Origin of the sequence: Corynebacterium kalinowskii (genome assembly GCF_009734385.1) — a bacterium.
GTDB lineage: Bacteria > Actinomycetota > Actinomycetes > Mycobacteriales > Mycobacteriaceae > Corynebacterium > Corynebacterium kalinowskii.
Window position 1 is genome coordinate 2,177,169 of record NZ_CP046452.1, and the last position, 21,865, is coordinate 2,199,033.

The following is a 21,865-nucleotide window of genomic DNA, read 5'->3' on the forward strand; positions in this document are numbered from 1 at the left end:
GCCGTATGCTAGGTCAACCCTAAAGCATGGGGCGAGTTTTAGGAAAACCCTTATTTGCTCATGAGGGCTGCGGCGCCCTGCTCCAGCAAGCGTTGGGCAAGCTGCTCACCAAGGGCGCGCCCCTGGTCCATGGGACCAGTCAGGGTTTCGCGCAGATGAGCGGAACCGTCAACGGCAAACACTCCTGCGATGAGCTCTAGCTGGCCATCGGTCACGGTCGCGTGTGCAGCAACCGGTGCAGTGCAACCAGCCTCGAGGGTGCGCAGCACCTGGCGTTCCGCGGCAGCCTCAGCGGCAGCCTGTGGATCCGCCAGCGTGTTGATGGCGGCGACGATGTCAGCATCGACGGCGCGACATTCCACGGCCAAGGCACCCTGGGCAGGGGCGGGAAGCAGCACGTCGGCATCAAACACCTGCGAGGCGCGCTCGAGCACACCAATGCGATCAAGGCCCGCAGCTGCGAGAATCACCGCGTCAAGTTCGCCGGAAGTCACTTTGCCCATGCGGGTATCGATGTTTCCGCGCAGCGGCTGAATGTCCAGGTCCGGGCGCTGCAGTCGCAACTGCGATACGCGGCGAGGCGCCGAGGTACCGACCTTTGCGCCTTCGGGCAGCTCCTGCAGCGTGAGGCCGTCGCGGGAGATTAGGCAGTCGAAAGCTACCGCGCGCTTCGGCACCACCAGGTGGAAACGCTCATCAGGCGCGGTCGGCAGGTCCTTAAAGGAGTGCACCGCAATGTCACATTCGCCAGCTTCCATGGCATCGCGCAGCGCCTGGGTAAACACGCCCACACCGATCCGCTCGACCGGAGACATGTTGACATCACCGGGGGTGGTGATGATGGTCAGTTCAGCCGGATAACCAGCGGCGATCAGCGCGTCACGCATGTGCCCGGCCTGGGTGGTGGCCAGCTTCGAACCTCGAGTACCGATCTTCAGCATCACTTTTCCCCTTGCGTTTCGTTCACAGTGGTAGCGGACTTTGGAATGTTGTCCTTGGGCAGGTCCTTGGCATCAACGTGCGCAGACCTGGTCGGCTCCAGGCCAAACAGCTCCTGCAGCGCAGTCTCGTAGGAGACGCTGCCAGAAGTCACCGCGAGTGCCTTCACCCGGACCGTAGGTTGGTGCAAGAGCTTATCGACGACCCTTCGCACCGCACGCTCAACCTCCACGCGTTCCTCATCCCCCATCGTCGGGGTGCGGGTCAACAGGCGTTCGAGCTCGACCGTCACGATGTCGTTGGCATGGCGTCGCAAAGCAGCGACGGCGGGGACTACGTTGCGCACGCGCTGCTCCGAGATGTAATCCTGCAGCTCGGCGTCGACAATGGCGCGCGCCTCTTTCTGCACCGAATTGGGGTTGGTATCGCGCTCCTCATGGAGGCGCTCGATGTTGACCAGCTGGACGCCCGGGATCGCGGCAACCTCATCTTCGATGTCGCGTGGCATGGACAGGTCAACGAGCATCAGCGGCATACCGGTGCGCGGAATGTGGTGTGGCTCGATGGTGAACACGTCGGCGCCGGTGGCGGAAACCACCAAATCCACGTGCTCGATCGCGCTGGCCCGCTCGGCAAAGTCCACGGCGTGGGACTCGATGCCGAGGTCGCGCGAGCGCTCCGCCAGCACCTCCGCGCGGGACCGAGTGCGGTTAGCAAAGACCAGCTCGGAGATACCCAAGCGACCAAGGTGAGAAGCAGCGAGCGAGGACATCACGCCAGCGCCGAGCACCAGAGCACGCTTGCCTTCCAGCGGCTTCTCGGTTTCCGGCAGGCCCATGAGTTGGAGGGCGCGGGACGTCGCGAGGCTGACCATGGAGGCACCGGCATCATCAATATCAGTCTCGGAGTGGACACGCTTGCCGGTATGCAGGGCAACCTGGGTGAGAGCGTGGAGCGCCTGACCCACGGTTCCGATCTCCCCGGCGCGCTGATAAGCAGTGCGGACCTGGCCGATGATCTGCTGCTCGCCCACCACCATCGAATCCAGACCAGAGGTGACGGCGAGCATGTGTTCGGCAGCAGCGTCGGCGTAGCGCACATAGAGATGATCGCGGAGGGTGTCGATATCGACGCCGGAGCGCTTGTGCAGCACCTCCACCACTTCGTTGACCCCGGAGTGGAAGCTATTCGTAACGGCGTACACCTCCACCCTGTTGCAGGTGGAGACGATCATCGCCTCCGAAAGTGAGGGCTGATCGACGAGCGCCATCGCGGTCTCATCGCGGACAGCGTCGTCCATGCTTACTTGTTCCAACACCTTCACAGGTGCGGACCGGTGGGACATACCGACAACCAGTACGCTCACGCTCGACACTCACCGCTTTCTCATCAAACCTTTGATTGACCCCAACCGGCTCAATATTCGATCTTTCAGAGTAGCCCTAATGCCGGCGGCAGGCCAAGTCTCTCCCCCAGTTCGTCGCTGTCGACCTCCCAACATGCGAATTCTTCCCCGTCGACAACAACTACGGGCACCCTATCCCCAAACTCTGCGGCCATACCTGTTTCATCGACGTCGATGACATCGAAGGTGGCGCCCGCTTGGCGGACGATTGGCTCGATCTGCTCCCGTACTCGACTGCACGAGCCACAGGTAGCGCGGACCATTAGTTCTACAAGCATTGTATGTATCTCCCATTGTGCTTACGATTGACTATCGTACTTACGCCACGTTCGAAAGGTTCACTGATGGATGGATTCGCGCTCACACCCGAGGAGTTCCTCGCCAGCTGGAGCGCATCACGTGGCAACCTGCGCCGCTTCCTCGAAGACCGCGCACTACCCCCCGTCAACGAAGCCAGCCAGAAGGTGGCCGGCGAGGCCGCCGTCGCCTCCGCTGTGCGCTCCGTCTACGACATCGATCTCTCCGATTTCACCGCCGGCGTGGATTCTGTCGGTGGTGCCTTTGAGGCTGCTGGCGGGAGGATCGTGACTGTTCCCGACCCGGACATCCCTCAGGACACCGGAGCCGCCGCCTTCTTCGACGTAGACAACACCCTGATCCAAGGCGCTTCCATCATCATGTTCGCCATTGGACTGTACCGCCGCAAGTACTTCACCCTGCGCGACATCGCCCCCGTGGCCTGGAAACAAATCAAATTCCGCGTCACGGGATCCGAAAATGCCACCGATGTCGCCGAAGGCCGCCAGCAGGCGCTGGAATTTATCAAGGGTCGCACCGTTGCGGAGCTGGTTGAGCTTTGCGAAGACATCGTCGATACCAACATGCTGGAGAAGATCTGGCCCGGCACCCAGGCCCTGGCTCAGATGCACATTAACGCCGGCCAACAAGTCTGGCTCGTCTCGGCAACGCCAGTGCAGCTGGCCCAGATCCTCGCCCAGCGCTTCGGATTTACCGGTGCCTTGGGAACCGTTGCCGAAGTCGTGGACGGCAAGTTCACAGGACGCCTCGTGGGCGACATCCTGCACGGCCCGGGCAAGAAGCACGCCGTAGCCGCCTTGGCTTCAGTGGAGGGGCTCGATTTGGCCCGCTGCACGGCTTACTCCGACTCCATTAATGACGTTCCCATGCTCTCCATGGTCGGCACCGCTGTCGCCATCAATCCAGACAGAGACCTGTTGCGGGTAGCTCGGTTACAGAGCTGGGAAATCCGCGACTACCGTTCAGTCCGTAAAGCCGTACGCACCTTTGGCCTGCCAGCGCTAGCAACTGCTGCCTTCGGACTATTCCGCTGGTGGAAGGGTAAGCAGGCAGTCTAGTTAAGCTGTGGGTAAACCTGGTGGGCTTGGAGAGGTTTACCCACCGATCCGGTGACTCACGCGTCCAAACGATGGGTAAACCTAGTGGCCCCGGACAGGTTTACCCATCATCCCAATGGCCCAAGCAGCCTCCGTGTGTAAACCTCGGACCTCAGCACACGTTTACCCACCGATCCGACGGCGGGAACCCTCAAATGATGGGTAAACCTCGTTACTCCAGTCAGGTTTACCCATCTCCACACTGGTCCAAAAGCCAAACGCCCCAGCACCTCCATTACGGAGATCCTGGGGCGCGCAACTAAAGAAGGCTTACTTGCCGAGTTTACGACGCTGAACGCGGGTACGGCGCAGCATCTTGCGGTGCTTCTTCTTGGACATGCGCTTGCGGCGCTTCTTGATAACGGAACCCATAGGGTTTACCTCGCTTTTGTAGAAGTTGTACGTACAAAACCTGCCAGCGTGCAATTCGGCTAACACTAAAATTGCCGACGACCGAGTGCACTTCGCCCGTCGAAATGCCCGATTCCAAAGAATAGAAATGAGCACACCGAACCGGCTCGCTGACACGAATGCGTTTCATCCTACCGCGCAGGGTTGCAAGTTTAAAAATCACCTACACCAAAACGAAAACGCTCCTTACGAACACCCACCTACGTCACGAGCAGGTGGAAATCTTCGTAAGGAGCGCCTCGAACTCTTAGCCAGCGTTGTAGAAGGAGGAGTCGAGGTATTCGTTAACAGCACTCTGGTGCACACGGAAGGAACGACCCACGCGAACGGCAGGAAGCTCACCGGAGTGAACCAGGCGGTAAACGGTCATCTTAGATACGCGCATGATCTCCGCGACCTCGGCGACTGTCAGGAACGTGCCATTGTCTTCATTAGCCATAATTTTATTAACCCTTCACACACGTCGCGCGCTGCAGGCTTCCCCTCCCGCAGTACGGTCACGCACGTGCTTGTGTCAGCTTACCGTGAAGCATGTGACTATTGCGACATGAGTGTTAAAAATCTTCTAACGATTCTGAATTACACGCATGGTTTTAACCCATTTGCCCAGCTAGTGCGCAGGATATAAAAATTGTCACATGTTCCACAGCCAGAAAGTTATTCAGCCTCGTCTTCGACAGCGGAGGCCTTGACTGCTCCCAGTTCGTTAGATCGCTGTGCGCACTTCTCGGTGGCACGGTAGACCATGCCCCGCAGACCGGACTGCTCCAGCTCCCGAATCGCGCGGATCGTGGTACCTCCTGGAGAACTCACGTTTGCCCGCAGCACGGCTGGTTCTTCGCACGATTCCTGCATGAGGTGTCCGGAGCCTACGAGGGAGCTCACCGCCAGTTCTTTCGCTACTGCCCGTGGCAAACCGAGGTTGATGCCAGCGTCGATCATGGCCTCTACAAATAGGAAGAAGTAGGCGGGGGAAGATCCGGACATTGCCACTACTGCGTCCATGTGGGATTCATCCACCACAAAGACGTCGCCGACTGTCCCAAGCAGCCCCTTAATCTGTTCGAGCTGCTCTTCACCCACGAAACGCCCTGGGCTCATCACAGAGGTGCCTCGACGCACCAGCATCGGGGTATTGGGCATCACACGCACGATCGGGGTGCCTGCCGATACCACTTCCTCCAGAGACTTCAAGGTCACACCAGCAGCCATGGAGATCACCGTGGTGTCCTCGGCGTTGTTGTCCAGGGTGTCGGACATGGATGCCAGAATCGAAAGAGTGTCCTTGGGCTTCACGCACATGAACACAACATCGACGTCTTCGATGCACTGATTGACGTCGGTGTAGTCGGTGATCGCGTAGGTTTCTACCAGCTCTTTGCCGCGCTCTGGGCGTCGATTAGCAACGTGGATGTCCTTCGGGCTGTGACCGCCCGCGACGAGTCCCGAAATCAGGGCCTCGCCGATCTTTCCGCCGCCAATTACCGCAATTTTTGTCATGCGAACCACTGTAACGCCAATGGTTCGCTAAGGCGATTACAGACCGACGATCAGCAGCGGGCCGAAAGTCAGGGCCAGGCCGGTCACGGCAGCCAACACCATGGACATGCCATCGCGCTCGGTGCGCAGCGCGTGCACAATACCCACGATACCCAGGGTCATTGCGACCGCCAGCACACCGACCAGCACGTTGCCCAGGTTCGACCACAGTTCCTTGAAACCAAGGAAAATAGCCGCGCCAATAGCGACGCCAGCCACCACCATGAGCAAGACGCTCGCGACGGACACGCGGCCCGTCTCCTCGCCGTCTTCCTCCACCGTCTCAAGCTCTGCAGGCTTATCGACGACCAAAGGCATCTCGCCCGTGTCCTCGGCGGACTCGAGCTCCGGAGCCTTCGGTTCCGGCGTCTCGGTAACAACTGGGATGACGTTGGTTTCCTCGGCATCCTGCGTTTTTGGCTTTGGAGCAGGTGCAGCTGGTTTTTCAGTCTTCGTCGCAGCTGCTTGAGCTGGGAAAGAGTCAGTAGTGAGCTTGATTGGGTCTTCGTCGTGGACCACGCTCACGAGTGGGACCTGCTTTGCAGGAGCTACAGACTTGGGAGATTCAGGCTTGGCAGGAGCCTCAGGCTTTGGCGCTACAGGCTTCGGCGCTTCTACCTTGACCGGTTCCTGCTTGACTGGCTCTGCAACTGGAGCCTTAGCTGGGGCAGGTGCCTTAACGGGCGCTGGGGCCTGAACTGGGGCTTCCTCCGGCGCGTCGATTGGCTCGCTGGTGTGCCGTGGCTCCTCCGGCTTGGCTTCAACTTTTGGCAGGTTTCCGGTCAGTTCCGCAACAGAGACGCCACCGTCTTCGAGGCTACGGCGACGACGGCGCTTCGGGGCGTCAGAGCGACCTTCTGCGGCCGCGCGCGCCATCAATTCGGCAACGGTGAGCTGTTTCTCAGACATGATCCTTATTCCAAACCTTTGTCAATGCGGCGCAGAATCACGCCTTCTCGCAGGGCCCAGGGGCAAATCTGGAGCTGTTCCAAACCTAACGCACGCATGCTCGCTTCTGCGACCAACGCACCGGCAACGATCTGATGTGAACGATCGGAGCTGATGCCTTCGAGTTCCGCACGGTCGGCAGCGGTCATGCGAGAAATAAACGCGATCAGCTGACGCAGACCAGGCGCAGTTAGAGTGCGGGTGACGCGAGGGCCAGCGGAAGACGGAGCCGCGCCGGTGAGGCGTGCGAGGGTGCGGAACGTCTTCGAAGTTGCCACTGCCAGGTCGGCGCTTCCGGATGCGCGGAGAATACGGGCCGGCTCAGCCAACTCGGCGTCGATGTAGTCGCGCAAAATGTTGACCTTCTTGCGCTCAGGTGGGTCCGTGTCGAACCAGTTGTGGGTCAGTCGGCCTGCACCGAGGTCCAGGGAAAATGCCACGTCTGGCTCTTCGTCGGTACCTGTGGACAGTTCCAGTGAACCGCCGCCGATGTCGAGGTTGATAATGCGGCCAGCGGACCAGCCGTACCAGCGGCGTACCGCGAGGAAGGTCAAGCGGGCTTCGTCAGCACCGGAAAGTACTTCCAGGCGAACGCCGGTTTCCTTCTCCACCAGATCCAGCAGTTCTTCGCCGTTGGTGGCTGAGCGAACCGCGGAGGTAGCGAATGGGATCATCTCGGAGCAACCCAGAGTATCCGCCAGTTCAACGGCCTCACCGACGGCTCGGATCAGCTTACGAACGCCCTTTTCGTCGATGTTTCCTTCAGCGTCGAGATGCTCGACCAGCTTCATCGTCGTCTTCCAGTCCGACATTGGGGTCGGGTGTCCGCCAGAGCGGGCATCAACTGCCACCAAATGGACCGTGTTACTTCCCACATCTAATACACCTAATCGCACCCCTCCAGATTAGACGGTCTACCCTGTCAAAGTGTGAATGCCCCAGTCTTTCTTGGTTTTCCGTCGGACTCGTATGCAGCCGCGTCGATAAATCGTGGCGATGAGCTCCCCCCAGATTTCGACCGGGAATGGTTTGAATTCAGCAATCCCGCCGACCCTTTGCATCAGATCAACATCGACCTCACGTGGGTCGAATCCCACTGGCACTGCGGTTTCGGCACCTCCGCCTGCAAAGGCATCGACGCACAGAACCCCGCCGTGGGTTGTTGCGGTCACGGCGCATTCCTTGTCGACGACACCGACCGCGCCCAACTCGTCGACGCAGTCCACCGCATGCCCGACAAGTTCTGGCAGCTCAAACCTGCATCACTTGACGAAGGCGACCTGGAGCCGTGGCTGGAATGGGACGAACTCGACGACGAAGACGGCAATCCCGAGCCCACCCTCAAGACGGTCATCGTCGACGGTGCTTGTATCTTTGCCAATCGTCCGGGCTGGGGAACCGGAGCCGGCTGTGCCCTCCACCAGTGGGCGGTAGCCACCGGCGAAGACCTCACCGTGGTGAAACCAGAGGTGTGCTGGCAGCTGCCATTGCGCCGACTCGAGGCCTACGAAGATCGGCCAGACGGGGTGGAGATCCTCCGCACGACGATCACCGAATACAACCGTCGGGGCTGGGGCAATGGTGGCGAAGATTTCGACTGGTATTGCACCACCGCACCTGGGTGCCACACGGCATCGGAACCAATCTGGAAATCCCACGCCGCAGAACTAACCGCCCTGATCGGCGCAGAGGCCTACGCTAAGCTCGCCGAGCACTGCGCCCGCCGGGCCGAAGCCGGCGTGGTGGCAGCACCGCATCCGGCAACCGTGGCCGCTAACGCAACTCGGGCGCGCTAAGCCTCGAACTTGTAGCCCAACCCACGAACGGTCACTAGGTAGCGCGGACGGGATGGCTCTTCCTCGATCTTGGAGCGTAGGCGCTTGACGTGGACATCGAGGGTCTTGGTGTCTCCGACGTAATCGGCTCCCCAGACGCGGTCGATGAGTTGGCCACGGGTGAGGACGCGACCTGCGTTGCGCAGCAGGTATTCCAGCAGGTCAAACTCTTTCAGTGGCATCGGGACTTGCTCGCCGGCGACGGTGACGATGTGGCGTTCGACATCCATGCGGACTCGGCCGCCTTCCAGAATCTGGTCGTCGACGTCTTCCATGTATTCCGGTTCGCCGCCTCGGCGCAGGACAGCACGGATCCGGGCGATGAGTTCGCGGGAGGAGTACGGCTTGGTGACGTAGTCGTCGGCTCCGAGCTCAAGCCCGACCACCTTGTCGATCTCCGAATCGCGGGCCGTGACCATGATGATCGGAACGGAAGAAACATTTCGGATCTGCTTGCACACGTCGGTACCTGACATACCAGGCAGCATGAGGTCCAGGAGCACGATATCGAATTCACCGCGCTCAAACTCAACTAGCGCCGCCTGCCCATCTGGGGCCCACGTTGTTTCAAAACCTTCCTTGCGCAGCAAGAACGCAAGTGGGTCAGCCAAAGACTCTTCGTCTTCAACGATCAGAATGCTAGTCATTTAAGCTTTCGTCCTTTCGTCGCGGAAGTACGCGACTACGCCGAGCAGCAGTAATTTCTGGAGCCAATTCTGGGGCCTGCTGAGCCTCTGAATCAGGATCGTAAATTGGTAATTCAAGAGTGAACGTGGACCCGGTGCCGGGCCGCGACCACAATTTAATTGTGCCACCGTGGTTGTGAGCCACATGTTTGACAATAGCTAGTCCGAGGCCAGTTCCGCCGGTGCTTCGGGAGCGCGCCTTATCGACGCGGAAGAAACGCTCAAACACTCGCACCTGATCCTCCGCGCTGATGCCGATGCCACGGTCGGTCACGCGAATGAGAATCGTGCCGTCACCAGTGACTTTCTGGGACACGGTCACTGGCGTCGACTGCGGCGAGTAGTTAATTGCATTGCTAATGAGGTTTGCTACCGCGGTCACCAGCAGACTGTGATCACCGTTGACGAAGACACCGGACGGTCGGCCTGAGGAGATCCGAATGTTCGCGTTGTCGGCTGCTAGCTGCGTGCGGGAGATGGCATCGGTGACCACGTCGTCGACAAGCACAGGCTCCATGTCCGGCAACGCCTCCGCACCTTGGAGCTTGGACAAGGAAATGAGCTCATTGATCATATCCGCCATGCGGTGCGCTTCTTTGTGCAGGCGGGTGCCGAAGTACTCGACGGATTCGGGGTCGTCGCTGGATTCGAGGAGCGCCTCAGCGAGCAAGGCCATGCCGCCGACCGGGGTTTTCAGCTCATGGGAGACGTTGGCCACGAAGTCGCGACGCGCGGCTTCCATACGCACGTTTTCGGATTCGTCCGTGGAGTAAATCACGTTGTAGCGCAGGTCAACCAGGGTAAGAGGCTGAATGAGCGCCTGCACCGCGGTCACACGCGAGCCGGTCCGACGCTTCGGGATCTGTAAGTCCAGCGTGCGCGTTTCCTGATCGTCGAAGACCTCCTGGGTCACCGACCACACCTGCTCATTGACGGTGCGCTCGTGCACGATACCCATGTCGTGGGCCTTGCCATTAGACAAGATCACATCGCCGGTGCGGTCCACCACCACGATGCCGGTGGGCGCGCCCTGCACTGCTAGGTGCAGCACCTGACTCACCGTGGTCACCTGGTTGGTGGACAACGTGCTGGCCACCTTGGCGCGCCGGTAGCGCTTCTTCAGAAAGTCGGCAGCCGGAAAAGCGAGCGCAGCAACAGCTACGCCCGCTATAAATCCGAGAAGGGCCGACATCTAGGGTGGGTTACTTGCCACCCTGGGCTGCAACAGCAGCAGCACCGGCAGCAGCAGCCTCAGGATCGAGGTACGTGCCACCTGGGTTGAGGACCTTGCCGTTTTCATCAATCTCGTAAACGAGTGGAATACCGGTTGGGATGTTCAGACCAGCGATATCTTCGTCAGAAATTCCGTCGAGGTGCTTGACCAGCGCACGCAGGGAGTTGCCGTGCGCTGCGATCATGACGTTCTCGCCCTTGAGCGCGCGAGGCAGGATCTCTTCCTCGAAGTAAGGCACAAAGCGCTTCACGACGTCCAGCAGGCACTCAGTGTTTGGAACCTTATCCAGGTTTGCGTAACGAACATCGCCAGCCTGAGAGTACTCGGAATCCTCAGCAAGCTCCGGTGGTGGGGTGTCATAAGAACGACGCCACGCCATGAACTGCTCTTCGCCGTACTTGTCCTTGGTCTCAGCCTTGTTCAGGCCCTGCAGAGCGCCGTAGTGACGCTCGTTGAGACGCCAGTCGCGCACGACTGGGATCCAGTGGCGGTCAGCCTCGTTGAGAGCGATGTTCGCGGTGCGGATCGCACGACGCAGCAAAGAGGTGTAGAGCACGTCAGGGAGAATGCCCTGCTCCTTGAGCATCTGGCCACCGCGCTTAGCCTCGGCCTCGCCCTTTTCGGTCAGGTTTACGTCAACCCAGCCAGTGAACTGATTGGAGGCATTCCACTCAGACTGGCCGTGACGCAGCAAAATCAGCTTTCCAGTAGTCATACGTTCTATTTTGCCAGTGTTTGGGTGAGCGCGCCGGGGATTGCCCCTATCGGGGAACAACCTGAGAAAAGCAGGATTTGGAAAGCTTGGATCTCACGTTGCCGGTTGCCATAACCCACTACACTTTACGGCGAGTAACCCGCATATCAATTGGAGTGAAAATTGTTTAGGACTTTGCTTCTTGCAGGGGTGTCGGCCGAAATTAGTCTTCCCTGCACTATCTAGATAGCACCCCTATGCTGACACGAGTCTTCCGACCTTCGTTCTACGACACACTCCCCACTGATGTCGCTCTCACCTATCCATGCAGGTGGCTAGACCACATGGATCCGCACCACAACAGCCTCATTCCACCAAAAGTGAGCCTTGCTCACTCGCCCGTTAATCCAGAATCGCCAGCACCTTTCCACCGAGAATCTGGAACTGGGGAAATTCTAGGATTCACGGACAAAGGCCCCGAATACACACTTTTGTGCGCATTCGGATGGATCATCTATCCGGAATTCGATGCGTTGCCGCCACCGCAAAATTTGACGGACTGCGCAACACACAACGCCTATCTCGGGCGATGTCAAAAATCCGCGTACCTCAAAACCTCAAGAATTCTCGTGGCTCACGAGGACGAGCAGGTCACCGAACTGGGCACGCACACCAGCCATCTCGGTGAAGTAGCCGGCAAACTGCTATGGGGATTCAGCGCAACCCGAGTTCTGTCGAACGCGGAGGTTCCTGGGCACTTTGGCCAATTGAGTCTTATCTAAGACCCTCCGGCTGCCGATCAAAACAACCACCCACAGATTCGGTAAGGACGTCGTTATACACCGAGGCCAGGCGTTCGGCAGTGGTGGTCCAGGAAAACTGCGAGGCGTGTTCCACAGCTTCTTCGGCCATGCGGATGCGGGTGTCATCGTCATCGAGAAGTGCTGCGAGCGCGTCGGCCCAGTCGGCGGGGTCGTGGCCGTCGACAAGCACGCCCGTTTCCCCTTCCGCGACAGCCATCGGCAGGCCGCCGACGCGGGCGGCGACGACCGGGGTGCCAGTAGCCTGAGCTTCCATGGCGACGAGGCCGAAGGATTCGTTATAACTCGGCATGGCGATGACATCGGCCGCGCGGTAGACACTGACCAGTTCCTCCGGCGGGCGCGGCGGGAGGAAGCGAATGAAGCGGGAAACACCGAGTGCGGCGGCGAGATCCTGGTAGGTGGTCGAGTGAGTCGCATTGCCGGAAGGGCCACCACAGATGACGACTGAAAAGTCGCGGTTCGGGTCGCGGCGCACGAGCTCAGCCACGGCCTGAATCAGGACGTCGGGTCCCTTAAATACCTGTAGGCGTCCGACGAAGGCGATGACCTTGGTGTGCAGCGGAATGCCCAGGTAGCGGCGGGAACGCTCGGTGGCGCGATCATTGCCGGGGTTGAAAAGTTCAATGTCCACGCCCGGCGCGACCACAGCAACCTTGTCTTCCTCGGTGTCATAGTGCATCGCCAGATCCTTCGACTCCTCGGGAGTGTTCACCACCAGACAGTCGGCGTTGTCAGCGATCTGTTGTTCGCAAATGCGACGCGCCTCGGACTCCACTGTGTCGTGAGCGGTGCGGTGCGCGTTCTTCACCGCGGCGAGCGTGTGGGAGGTGTGGACGAGGGGAACGCGCCAGACGTCGCGAAGCAGCCAGCCCACTTGACCCGAAAGCCAATAGTGCGAATGCACAAGGTCATAAGTGAGATCGTGGCAGCGCGTGAAAACCAGGATTCCGCCGGCGAAAGCTGCGAGTTGGGTCGGCAGTTCCTCCTTCGAAAGTCCCTCATAAGGGCCAGCGACAATATTGATTACTCGAAGGTGCTCGGCCACCTGCACGACTTCGCCCTGGCTCGGGCGAGTCGCACGGGTATAGACGTCCACGTCAATCCCCTGCTTGGCCAGCTCGCGGGCCGAGTTCAAGATGTAGACGTTCATTCCGCCGGCATCACCTTGCCCTGGCTGCTGGAGCGGAGAGGTGTGCATGGAGATCATCGCAATGCGCATAGGAAATAGTGTAGGCAGATTTTCGCCCCCTGGATATTCCCTCCTGAATTATCCACGGGTGTCTACCGGCTGACAGGAAAGACCTATACTGGCTCCAACCTACGAACCGATGAAAGGTCTTGTCATGTCTGCCCTCCAATCCGAAACTTGGCTCAAGTATTTCCCGGAGTGGGTACCGCACCGCCTGGATTATGCAGACACCACGATCCTGGATTGCTACGACAACAACCTGGCAAAGAACCCAGACAAGACCGCCACGAACTTTTTCGGACGCACCCAGACCTATGCCGAGGTGGATCGACAGGTACGCCGAGCGGCGGCAGGTCTTAAGGCATTCGGTGTCCGCCCGGGCGATCGGGTAGCTATCCTGCTGCCGAACTGCCCGCAACACCTGATCGCCTTCTACGCAGTGGTCAAGCTCGGAGCGATCGTGGTGGAACACAATCCGCTCTACACCGCGCACGAGCTGGAGCACCCGTTCCAAGATCACGGCGCGCGGATCGCGATCTGCTGGGACAAGGCCGCGGGCATGCTGGAGCAGCTACGTTCCTCGACCCCGCTGGAGACAATCATTTCGGTGGATATGACGCAGGCGATGCCCGCTGTGCAGCGCGCGGCGCTCAAGCTGCCCGTGCCAAAGCTGCGGAAGCTCCGTAACAAAATCACGGCGGAAGCACCTAACACGGTGCCGTGGGAGGCCCTGGTCGGTTCGGCCATCGGTGGCGACGGCAACGACATCGTCTCTCCTGCAGACATCACCACGGAGTCGATCGCGCTCATTCTTTATACGTCCGGAACCACGGGCGCCCCGAAGGGCGCGCAGCTCTCGCACGGCAACCTGATGGCGAACGTGATCCAAGGCAAGTATTGGGTTCCGAACCTCGGCGAGCAAAAGGAAGTCTTCCTGGCTGCGCTGCCGTTCTTCCATGCCTATGGCATGACCTTCCTGGTACTCGAGGGCGTGTATGTAGGCGCGGAGATCGTGATGCTGCCGTCACCGGACATGAAGCTGATCATGAAGGTGATGAAGAAGTACCAGCCGACGTGGATTCCTGGGGTACCAACGCTCTACGAAAAGATCATCGAGGCAGCACTCGAGCACAATGTGGATATCTCCTGCGTCCGCGCTGCCTTTTCCGGTGCCTCCTCCCTGCCGGTCAGCACGGTGGAAAAGTGGGAAACGCTCACCGGTGGCCGACTGGTAGAAGGCTACGGCCTCACCGAATGCTCGCCCATCGTCACCGGCAACCCGATGACCGCCAATCGGCGCCCCGGCTACATCGGCGTCCCGTTCCCGGACACGCTGGTGCGGATCGCGAACCCGGACAACCTCGACGATACGATGCCTGACGGCACGGAAGGTGAAGTCCTAGTCAAGGGCCCGCAGGTGTTCCACGGTTACCTCAACCAACCTGAAGCCACCGCCGAGTCCTTCCACGACGGCTGGTACCGCACCGGAGACGTCGGAGTGATGGAAGAAGACGGCTTCGTCCGCCTCGTCGCCCGCATTAAAGAGATCATCATCACAGGTGGCTTTAACGTGTACCCCGGCGAGGTCGAAGAGGTCCTCCTCGAGCACCCAGATGTGGAACAGTGCGCCGTGGTGGGAATGCCACGCGACGACGGTTCCGAAACGGTCTGCGCCGCCATCACGCTGGCAGAAGGCGCTGCCATGGACCCAGAAGGACTCAAGGAATACTGCCGTCAGCAGCTCACCAGGTACAAGGTTCCCCGGGCCTTTTATCACTTCGAGGAGCTGCCAGCGGACCAGTTGGGCAAGATCCGGCGTCGAGAAGTGCAAGAGCAGCTCATCGCCCGTTACCGCTCGTGAGACTATACTTTCTAGCAGGAAACTGCAACGGAAAGGTGACTCACCGTGTCTGCTTACGAAACCAAGGCCTGGCTGGACCTTTACGCGGATTGGACCCCGCACACCCTCGAGTACGGTGAGGGCACGCTTCTCGACGCCTACGACGCGACCGTCAAGGAACACGCGGATCGCGTCGCCACGAACTTCTTTGGCCGAACCCAGACTTACGCGGAGCTTGATCGCACGGTTCGCCGGGCCGCCGCAGGTCTCAAGGCGTTCGGTGTCCGACCTGGCGATCGGGTCGCGATCCTGCTGCCGAACTGCCCGCAACACGTTGCCGCATTCTTTGCCGTCTTGAAGCTCGGCGCGACCGTGGTGGAGCACAACCCGCTGTACACCTCCCATGAACTCGAGCACCCATTCCACGACCACGGTGCCCGCATCGCAATCTGCTGGGACAAGGCTGCTCCAACCCTGGAGAAGCTGCGTAACTCCACGTCGCTGGAGACGATCGTGTCGGTGAACATGATCGAGGCGATGCCAAGTGCACAACGCTTTGCCCTGCGCCTACCTGTTCCGCAGCTGCGAAAGATGCGCGACAAGCTCTCCGGCGATGCCCCGAACGCGGTGCCATGGGAGCTGCTCATCGGCGACGCCATCGGCGGCAGCGGCGCAACCCTGGACGCTCCACAGGAGACCACAAAGGATTCCATCGCCCTGATCCTGTACACCTCGGGCACGACAGGTACTCCGAAGGGCGCTCAGCTTTCCCACGGAAACCTCATGGCGAACGTCGCCCAATCTATGGCTTGGGTCCCGGGTCTTGGCGATTCCAAGGAACGATTCCTCGCTTGTTTGCCAATGTTCCACGCCTACGGCCTGACCACCAACGTGCTCATCGGCATATCCTGTGGCGCCGAACTGATGCTGCTGCCTGCGCCGGACATGAAGCTGATCATGAAGATCATGCGCAAGGACACCCCTACCTTCCTGCCTGGTGTGCCGACCCTGTACGAAAAGATCGCTGAGGCAGCTGAAGATGCCAACGTGGACATTACGGGCGTGCGCAACTCCTTCTCAGGCGCTTCTGCCCTCCCAGCTGCGATTGTCGAGCGCTGGGAGAATCTCACCGGTGGCCGTCTCGTGGAAGGCTACGGCCTGACCGAGTGCTCCCCGATCGTGGTCGGTAACCCGATGGACGGTGGACGTCGCCCCGGATACATTGGCCTGCCGTTCCCTGACACCATCGTGCGCATTGCTAACCCGGACAACCTGGACGAGACCCTGCCGGACGGCAAAGAAGGCGAAGTCCTGCTCAAAGGCCCACAGGTGTTCCAGGGCTACCTCAACCAGCCAGCAGCCACCGCGGAATCCTTCCACGACGGCTGGTACCGCACCGGAGATGTCGGTTTCATGGAACCGGATGGCTTCATCAAGTTGGTTGCCCGCATCAAGGAAGTCATCATCACGGGCGGCTTCAACGTCTACCCGGTCGAGGTAGAGGATGTGCTCAAGGGCCACCCTGACGTGCTTGCGTGCGCTGTAGTCGGCTTGCCACGGCCCGACGGCTCTGAAAACGTCTGCGCCGCTGTCACTCTCGTCGAAGGCGCCGCCATGGATCCGGAGGGCCTCAAGTCCTACTGCCGCGAGCAGCTCACCCGATACAAGGTCCCGCGCACCTTCTACCACTTCGAGGCGCTGCCGCAGGACCAGATGGGTAAGATCCGCCGTCGCGAAGTTCGCGAGCAGCTGATCGAGCGGTACGTGAAGTAGCTAGCTAAAGCTCGACCCCGACCCATACCGGTTCCGGCACGAGCTGCACGCCGAACTTGTCGTCCACGCCGGCCACGACGTCGCGAGCTAAGGCCACCAAGTCATCCGTGGTGGCCTCGCCACGGTTAGTGAGCGCCAGGGTGTGCTTGGTGGACAAGGTCGCGCGTCCCTTACCCGGGTAGCCCTTCGGGAACCCGGCGCGCTCGATGAGCCACGCCGCGGAGAGCTTAGATTGGTCGGTGCCCGCGACCGGGTAGCACGGCATGTTGTCCTCGCCGGTTACGCGCCGCACGTAGTCGGCCACGCGATTATCGACGGTCGGGTTGGTGAAGAAAGAGCCCGCTGACCAAGTATCGTGGTCCTCCGGATCCAGGACCATGCCCTTGCCACGACGCAGCTCCAAGACTTTTTCACGGACCTCGCCCGCAGGCCGACGCTCGCCGGGCTCGGTGGCGCCGAGCCTGCGGGCGAGCTCACCAAAGCGCAGCGGAGCAGAAAGCCCATCTAGCGTGAGCTGCAGCTCAATGGCGAGCACGACAGCGCGGGCAGTGAACTTCAGATTGGAGTATCGGTAAGCCAACTCCAAAGAAGTAGCTGGCTGCCACGACACGTCACCGGTGGCGCGGTCGAGGATGCGGACTTGCGTGAGCACGCTCGAGATTTCCGCGCCGTATGCGCCAACGTTTTGTACGGGCACTGCGCCGGCAGAACCAGGAATGCCAGACAAGCACTCGATACCGCCCAAACCGGCATCCAGCGAGAGCGCCACAACGTCATCCCACTCGGCACCGGCTTCCGCGCGCAGCAGACCAGTACCCGGATTGATGGAAATGGCATCGAAGTCGAGGACGACCGCCACAATATCTAGATCGCCGTCAGCGACAACAAGATTCGACCCGCCTCCTACGACGAGGAGGGGGACGGAATGGGCGTCGAGAAGCGTGACGAGCTTGATTGCTGCGGCCTGCGACATACAGCGAGCAGTGAGCAGTGGCTGGCCGCCAAGACGCAGCGTGGTGAGCTGGCTGAGCGGGACATCTGCGAGCTCGAGCTCCGCGATTTTGTCGATTTCTGGACGAATCTCAGCGATTTTCTGGGTCAGCAGTAGGTCATGCACACTTCTAACGGTAGTCTGTATCCATGGCTAAGCGTAGCGAGAACACCGCAGTAATCAATTTTCCACCGGCAAAGGTCCTCGAGGCCTACTCCAACGCCGACTACTGGGCGTACAACGTGGCGAACTTCTCCACCGAACCAGGCGAAGTAAACCAGTTCACCAAGACTGATGACGGCGTTGAGGTTGTCCTTTACGAAGTCCTCCCGCAGGAACTCATGCCAGAGGCAGCCCGCGCCATGATCACCCAGGCTCTGAAGGTCAAGCGCACCATCACCCTGTCCTCCACCGGCGGCTCTTACAACGCTGATGTTAAGGGCACCCCGGTCGATTTCAAGGGCGACATCACCATCACCGGTGAGGACACCACCACCCTGGCTTATGCCAACGAAGTCACCGTCAACATCCCGTTCATGGGCCCAGCCATCGAGCCAAAGATCGCCGAGTTCTTGGGCGATTTCTTCAACAACGAGGCAGCCCTGACCGAAAAGTGGATCTCCGAAAACCTCTAAGCTTTACTCTTTTCCATGGCCGATCACGCACATAACCTGCGCTTTAGCGCGTCGCGTGGTCGGCCTATCGGCGTTATTACCCGCGGCACCACGAACGTAAATAGGCTGCGCCGCTGCGACAGGTGGCTGCGATACACCCCGCTCGTTGGGTCGGCGCTGTCTGGGCCAGAGCCACTCGCCCTGGATGTGGGCTACGGCGCCTCGCACACCACCACCGTCGAATGGGCGGGCTGGCTGCGACAAGTAAACCCGTCAGTCCAGGTCAAAGGCCTCGAGATCAATCCCGAGCGCGTCCTGCCGCCCCGTGATGGCGTCACCTTCGAACTTGGCGGCTTCGAGCTCGGCGGCTATACCCCTCATCTCGTCCGCGCGTTCAATGTGCTGCGCCAATACGACGTCTCCCAAGTGGAGGACGCCTGGGCCGAGGTGTGCTCCAGGCTGGCGCCGAATGGGTTGTTTGTCGAGGGAACCTGCGACGAACTGGGCAGGCGCTCCTGCTGGGTGTTGCTTTCCCCCTTGGGCCCGATGTCACTGACCCTCGCGTGGGACCCTTTCGACGTGGAAAAGCCCAGCGACTTGGCAGAACGCCTGCCCAAGAAGCTGATCCACCAGAACGTGCCGGGCACCCCGGTCTACTCTTTTCTGCGCTCCCTCGACGATGCGTGGGAACGCGCCGCCGGGTGGGCGACCTACGGGCCACGGGTCAGATGGCGGGAAGCCCGCTCGCTACTGGATATGCCCATGGAACCGATTCGTCGGCGAATCCGGGACAACGTAATTACGGTGCCCTGGGAGTATGTGGTGTAGGCAAACCTTGGCAAAGCCCGGCTACTTTTGCCACACTGGTTAACCGTGACTACTAAAATCTGGAAAGTCTTCATCAGCCTCGCGCTTGTCGCCGTCCTGCTCGTCATTGCAGCCGAGTTCGGTCTGCGTTGGATGATCAGTGACCAAATGAAGAAGGACTTCGCAGCTCAAGGCACCACGACTTCGGCCGAGCCAAGCATCTCCTTCGGGCCGACCCCGATTCTGCTCTCCCAGATCACGGGCATGATCCCGCAGGTTGATGTGGAAACGCCCTCCACGGTCCAGATTTCTGAAGGGTCGGACGGCGCTCCCCGCGTCGATGGCGCTCCTGCCACCAAAATTTCCATCGATAACCTCAACATCAAGGACAATGCCAACCCGACCGCAGGGCACCTGGAAGTAAATACCGAGTTGCCCGAGGACTTCCTGCTCGCGCAGGCGCAGGCATCGATGGCGGCGCAAACCGCAAAGCAGCAGGGCGGCGACTTCGCTTCCCAGTTGATTAGGGGTCTAGTGAAGATCACCAAGGTCGATGCCCTCGCTGCAGAGCAGGCCGTCAAGGTGGAATTTACGGATGGCGCTGCCACCCTCACCCTCCGCCCGACGCTGGAAAATGGCGCGCTGAAGTTCAAGGCCGAGGATGCCAGCCTGCTGGGTATGAACCTGCCGTCCCAGGTCACCGACACCCTCACCACCGCCATGGAAAAGCAGGCGACAGAATTATCCGGCCTGCTCAAGGTCGATCAACTGCAGGTGGAGGACACCAAGATTTCGCTCCGCCTTGTCGGCGATAATGTGCCTCTCAATGAGTTGCAAGGCACCGGCGAGCCACAGCGCCCGCGCAACTAAAGCACGACGATTCGGCTCGCGCCCGCCGCGAGACATTCTGCCGCCTGATCCGCAGAGCCGGTGGCTTTCACCGGTAGCACGCCTTTCAGCTGCTGCACTGCCTGCGCCGTCGTTCCTCCGGCCGGATGGAACCCGGTGGAGGTTTGCAGGAAATCCGCTCCGGCCCGGGCCGCGGTCTCCGCAGCAGCCTGAATCTGCCCGGTAGCAAAAGCAGCGGTCTCCAGGATCACCGTGAGCTTGATGTGCTCCGTGATTGCCTCCCGCACCGCCACGATCTCCCCCAGCAGCGCATTCATGTCGCCGCTCGCGATCGCACCGAGATTGGGCACCAGCGCAATCTCCACCGCTCCGTTTTGCACCGCAAAGCGCGCCTCCGTCGCCTTGATCAGCGGGTGGTGCGTGCCATGCGGGAAACCACACACACTGCCCACTCGCAGCTGCGTTTCCGGCAGCGCGGCCAGCAAGTGCGGAGCCACGCACACCGCGGGGACGCCCTGTTCTTCAGCTTCTTGCGCCCGCTTTACGACGTCCGCAGCCACCGCCAACGGGTCCAGCACCGCGTATTCCAATAGGGACGTTATCTCCTGGGTCATGCCTTCACTATAATGTTCCGCTATGACCCCAGTAGCGCTCCCTGAATCTGACGAACACCAATACATCCTGACCCTCAGTTGCCAGGACACCACTGGCATTGTGGCTCGCATCTCCGCGTTCATTGAGGAGATGGGTGGCTGGATCGTTGAGGCCGACTACTTCACCGATGCGCAGTCTGGTTGGTTCTTCACTCGGCAGGCGGTGCGAGCGTCGTCGATAAGCGTGTCCTTTGCGGAATTCAAGGCACGTTTTGAGGAGGTGGCGGATTCCATCGCCGCGAACGTGCAGTGGCGGTTGTACGACAATTCGCTGCGCAAGAAGGCTGTAATCCTGGTGTCGAAAGAAGGCCACTGCTTGCACGACCTCCTCGGTCGTGTGGCACAGAATGACTACCCGATGGATGTGGTCGCGGTGATCGGCAACCACGAGAACCTGCGTCCGATTGCCGAAGCGCACGGCATCGAGTACCACTATGTTCCGTTCCCGAAGGATGCAGTGGGCAAGCGCAAGTCTTTTGATGAGGTCGCCGAGCTCGTGAACGCGCACGAGCCAGATGCGATTGTCCTGGCGCGCTTCATGCAGATTCTGCCCGCCGATCTGTGTGAAATGTGGGCTGGCCGCGCGATCAATATCCACCACAGCTTCCTGCCGTCGTTCATGGGTGCCCGGCCATATCACCAGGCGTACCAGCGCGGTGTGAAGCTGATCGGCGCAACCTGTCACTACGCCACCTCTGATCTCGATGACGGCCCGATCATCGAGCAGGACGTCATCCGTATCTCGCACAAAGACACGCCAGCGGACATGCAGCGCAAGGGTCGCGACGCCGAACAACAGGTTCTTGCCCGCGGACTGCGCTTCCATCTGGAAGACCGCGTGCTTATCCACGGCAATCACACCGTGGTGTTGGTGTAGTTACCAGCTGGGTAACTACCAGCGGTAATTGCCCGCCAGAATGTCCTTGATCTGGGGACGCACGTCGAAGAAGTAGACGCCGATGGCAACGATGCCGATCCAGTCAAGCAGCGGGAAACGGAACATGATGGCGGCGGCGGAGCCTGCCAAGATCGCACACCACATCCACTTTTGCTGTCGGCCCGCGGCCTCGAAAGCGTCCTCGCGAGTGGTGGCCACTTGGGCCGCGCCGACAAGTCCACAGATGGCGATGAGAACATAGATCGTTGCCCGGATGATGCCAAGAACGAGTTCCGGAGTAACAACCATCGTTAAACTGTCCTTCTGTGTAGGTGTAGAAAC

At 60.2% G+C, this 21,865-nt stretch carries 24 protein-coding genes; 9 read left to right on the forward strand and 15 right to left on the reverse strand.

What is annotated here, in order from left to right; translation table 11 throughout:
* Positions 1–50: 50 nt before the first annotated feature.
* The 3 genes from hemC to CKALI_RS10425 all read right to left on the reverse strand — a co-directional run bounded on the left by hemC (position 51) and on the right by CKALI_RS10425 (position 2,622).
* Complete coding sequence (hemC, locus tag CKALI_RS10415) at positions 51–944, reverse strand: hydroxymethylbilane synthase (RefSeq protein WP_156193287.1); 894 nt, start codon at positions 942–944, stop codon at positions 51–53.
* Positions 941–2,305 carry a glutamyl-tRNA reductase gene (locus CKALI_RS10420; RefSeq protein WP_156193774.1) on the reverse strand — a complete coding sequence of 455 codons (1,365 nt, stop codon included), beginning with the start codon at positions 2,303–2,305 and terminating at the stop codon, positions 941–943. Before CKALI_RS10420 ends, hemC begins: the two co-directional genes overlap by 4 nt.
* A 65-nt stretch (positions 2,306–2,370) precedes the next feature.
* Positions 2,371–2,622 carry a glutaredoxin family protein gene (locus CKALI_RS10425; protein ID WP_156193288.1) on the reverse strand — a complete coding sequence of 84 codons (252 nt, stop codon included), beginning with the start codon at positions 2,620–2,622 and terminating at the stop codon, positions 2,371–2,373.
* A gap of 66 nt (positions 2,623–2,688) precedes the next feature.
* Between CKALI_RS10425 and CKALI_RS10430 the strand changes: the two genes are divergently transcribed.
* Positions 2,689–3,720, forward strand: coding sequence for an HAD family hydrolase (locus CKALI_RS10430; RefSeq protein ID WP_156193289.1), 1,032 nt, complete (start codon positions 2,689–2,691; stop codon positions 3,718–3,720).
* Between the two features lie 309 nt (positions 3,721–4,029).
* Here the strand turns inward: CKALI_RS10430 and CKALI_RS10435 are convergent, their stop codons facing one another.
* The 5 genes from CKALI_RS10435 to CKALI_RS10455 all read right to left on the reverse strand — a co-directional run bounded on the left by CKALI_RS10435 (position 4,030) and on the right by CKALI_RS10455 (position 7,553).
* Entirely contained in the window at positions 4,030–4,131 is a 102-nt protein-coding gene (locus tag CKALI_RS10435; RefSeq protein ID WP_003855542.1) for a 30S ribosomal protein bS22, read from the reverse strand.
* Between the two features lie 286 nt (positions 4,132–4,417).
* Positions 4,418–4,609 (reverse strand): helix-turn-helix domain-containing protein, encoded by a 192-nt coding sequence (locus CKALI_RS10440; protein WP_156193290.1) that lies wholly within the window; start codon positions 4,607–4,609, stop codon positions 4,418–4,420.
* A 218-nt stretch (positions 4,610–4,827) separates the two neighbouring features.
* Entirely contained in the window at positions 4,828–5,670 is an 843-nt protein-coding gene (gene proC, locus CKALI_RS10445; protein ID WP_156193291.1) for a pyrroline-5-carboxylate reductase, read from the reverse strand.
* A 36-nt stretch (positions 5,671–5,706) separates the two neighbouring features.
* The gene (locus CKALI_RS10450; protein WP_156193292.1) at positions 5,707–6,618 is read right to left on the reverse strand and encodes a hypothetical protein; all 912 of its coding nucleotides are present in this window, start codon (positions 6,616–6,618) and stop codon (positions 5,707–5,709) included.
* 5 nt (positions 6,619–6,623) lie between these two features.
* Positions 6,624–7,553, reverse strand: a complete 930-nt coding sequence (locus tag CKALI_RS10455; protein WP_156193293.1) for a Ppx/GppA phosphatase family protein — start codon at positions 7,551–7,553, stop codon at positions 6,624–6,626.
* Positions 7,554–7,586: 33 nt separating this feature from the next.
* On the opposite strand from CKALI_RS10455, the gene CKALI_RS10460 reads away from it, so the two are divergent.
* Positions 7,587–8,453, forward strand: coding sequence for a hypothetical protein (locus CKALI_RS10460; RefSeq protein ID WP_156193294.1), 867 nt, complete (start codon positions 7,587–7,589; stop codon positions 8,451–8,453).
* Here CKALI_RS10460 and CKALI_RS10465 read toward each other — a convergent pair.
* The 3 genes from CKALI_RS10465 to CKALI_RS10475 are packed head-to-tail and all read right to left on the reverse strand — an operon-like array spanning position 8,450 to position 11,127.
* Positions 8,450–9,139: a response regulator transcription factor gene (locus CKALI_RS10465; RefSeq protein ID WP_156193295.1), complete on the reverse strand. Its 690-nt coding sequence runs from the start codon at positions 9,137–9,139 to the stop codon at positions 8,450–8,452. The two genes, CKALI_RS10460 and CKALI_RS10465, sit on opposite strands and share 4 nt — an antisense overlap.
* The gene (locus tag CKALI_RS10470) at positions 9,132–10,370 is read right to left on the reverse strand and encodes a sensor histidine kinase (RefSeq protein WP_156193296.1); all 1,239 of its coding nucleotides are present in this window, start codon (positions 10,368–10,370) and stop codon (positions 9,132–9,134) included. Before CKALI_RS10470 ends, CKALI_RS10465 begins: the two co-directional genes overlap by 8 nt.
* Before the next feature lie 10 nt (positions 10,371–10,380).
* A complete protein-coding gene (locus tag CKALI_RS10475; RefSeq protein ID WP_156193297.1) occupies positions 10,381–11,127 on the reverse strand; it encodes a phosphoglyceromutase in 747 nt (248 codons plus the stop codon).
* Positions 11,128–11,450: 323 nt separating this feature from the next.
* On the opposite strand from CKALI_RS10475, the gene CKALI_RS10480 reads away from it, so the two are divergent.
* Positions 11,451–11,888 (forward strand): hypothetical protein, encoded by a 438-nt coding sequence (locus tag CKALI_RS10480; protein WP_156193298.1) that lies wholly within the window; start codon positions 11,451–11,453, stop codon positions 11,886–11,888.
* Here the strand turns inward: CKALI_RS10480 and mshA are convergent.
* Positions 11,881–13,149, reverse strand: coding sequence for a D-inositol-3-phosphate glycosyltransferase (mshA, locus tag CKALI_RS10485; RefSeq protein ID WP_156193299.1), 1,269 nt, complete (start codon positions 13,147–13,149; stop codon positions 11,881–11,883). The two genes, CKALI_RS10480 and mshA, sit on opposite strands and share 8 nt — an antisense overlap.
* 124 nt (positions 13,150–13,273) lie before the next feature.
* Here mshA and CKALI_RS10490 point away from each other — a divergent pair, with 124 nt between their 5' ends.
* Together CKALI_RS10490 and CKALI_RS10495 are read left to right on the forward strand one after the other, a co-directional pair.
* Positions 13,274–14,980 carry a long-chain-fatty-acid--CoA ligase gene (locus CKALI_RS10490; protein ID WP_156193300.1) on the forward strand — a complete coding sequence of 569 codons (1,707 nt, stop codon included), beginning with the start codon at positions 13,274–13,276 and terminating at the stop codon, positions 14,978–14,980.
* 45 nt (positions 14,981–15,025) lie between these two features.
* Positions 15,026–16,732, forward strand: coding sequence for a long-chain-fatty-acid--CoA ligase (locus tag CKALI_RS10495; RefSeq protein ID WP_156193301.1), 1,707 nt, complete (start codon positions 15,026–15,028; stop codon positions 16,730–16,732).
* 4 nt (positions 16,733–16,736) lie between these two features.
* Here the strand turns inward: CKALI_RS10495 and CKALI_RS10500 are convergent, their stop codons facing one another.
* Positions 16,737–17,849, reverse strand: coding sequence for a UDP-N-acetylmuramate dehydrogenase (locus CKALI_RS10500; protein ID WP_156193302.1), 1,113 nt, complete (start codon positions 17,847–17,849; stop codon positions 16,737–16,739).
* Positions 17,850–17,872: 23 nt separating this feature from the next.
* Between CKALI_RS10500 and CKALI_RS10505 the strand changes: the two genes are divergently transcribed.
* From CKALI_RS10505 to CKALI_RS10515, 3 genes are read left to right on the forward strand one after another with little or no spacing between them, the layout of a single operon-like run.
* Complete coding sequence (locus tag CKALI_RS10505) at positions 17,873–18,358, forward strand: DUF2505 domain-containing protein (protein WP_156193303.1); 486 nt, start codon at positions 17,873–17,875, stop codon at positions 18,356–18,358.
* 15 nt (positions 18,359–18,373) lie between these two features.
* A complete protein-coding gene (locus tag CKALI_RS10510; RefSeq protein WP_156193304.1) occupies positions 18,374–19,165 on the forward strand; it encodes a class I SAM-dependent methyltransferase in 792 nt (263 codons plus the stop codon).
* A gap of 45 nt (positions 19,166–19,210) precedes the next feature.
* On the forward strand, positions 19,211–20,014 hold the full coding sequence (locus CKALI_RS10515) for an LmeA family phospholipid-binding protein (RefSeq protein WP_156193305.1): 804 nt from the start codon (positions 19,211–19,213) through the stop codon (positions 20,012–20,014).
* Here the strand turns inward: CKALI_RS10515 and CKALI_RS10520 are convergent.
* On the reverse strand, positions 20,011–20,607 hold the full coding sequence (locus CKALI_RS10520; RefSeq protein ID WP_197079689.1) for a 2-deoxyribose-5-phosphate aldolase: 597 nt from the start codon (positions 20,605–20,607) through the stop codon (positions 20,011–20,013). The two genes, CKALI_RS10515 and CKALI_RS10520, sit on opposite strands and share 4 nt — an antisense overlap.
* A gap of 22 nt (positions 20,608–20,629) precedes the next feature.
* Here CKALI_RS10520 and purU point away from each other — a divergent pair, with 22 nt between their 5' ends.
* Positions 20,630–21,523, forward strand: a complete 894-nt coding sequence (purU, locus tag CKALI_RS10525; protein ID WP_156193307.1) for a formyltetrahydrofolate deformylase — start codon at positions 20,630–20,632, stop codon at positions 21,521–21,523.
* 15 nt (positions 21,524–21,538) lie between these two features.
* Here purU and CKALI_RS10530 read toward each other — a convergent pair whose 3' ends face one another.
* Positions 21,539–21,832, reverse strand: coding sequence for a DUF2516 family protein (locus tag CKALI_RS10530; protein WP_156193308.1), 294 nt, complete (start codon positions 21,830–21,832; stop codon positions 21,539–21,541).
* Positions 21,833–21,865 lie beyond the last annotated feature (33 nt).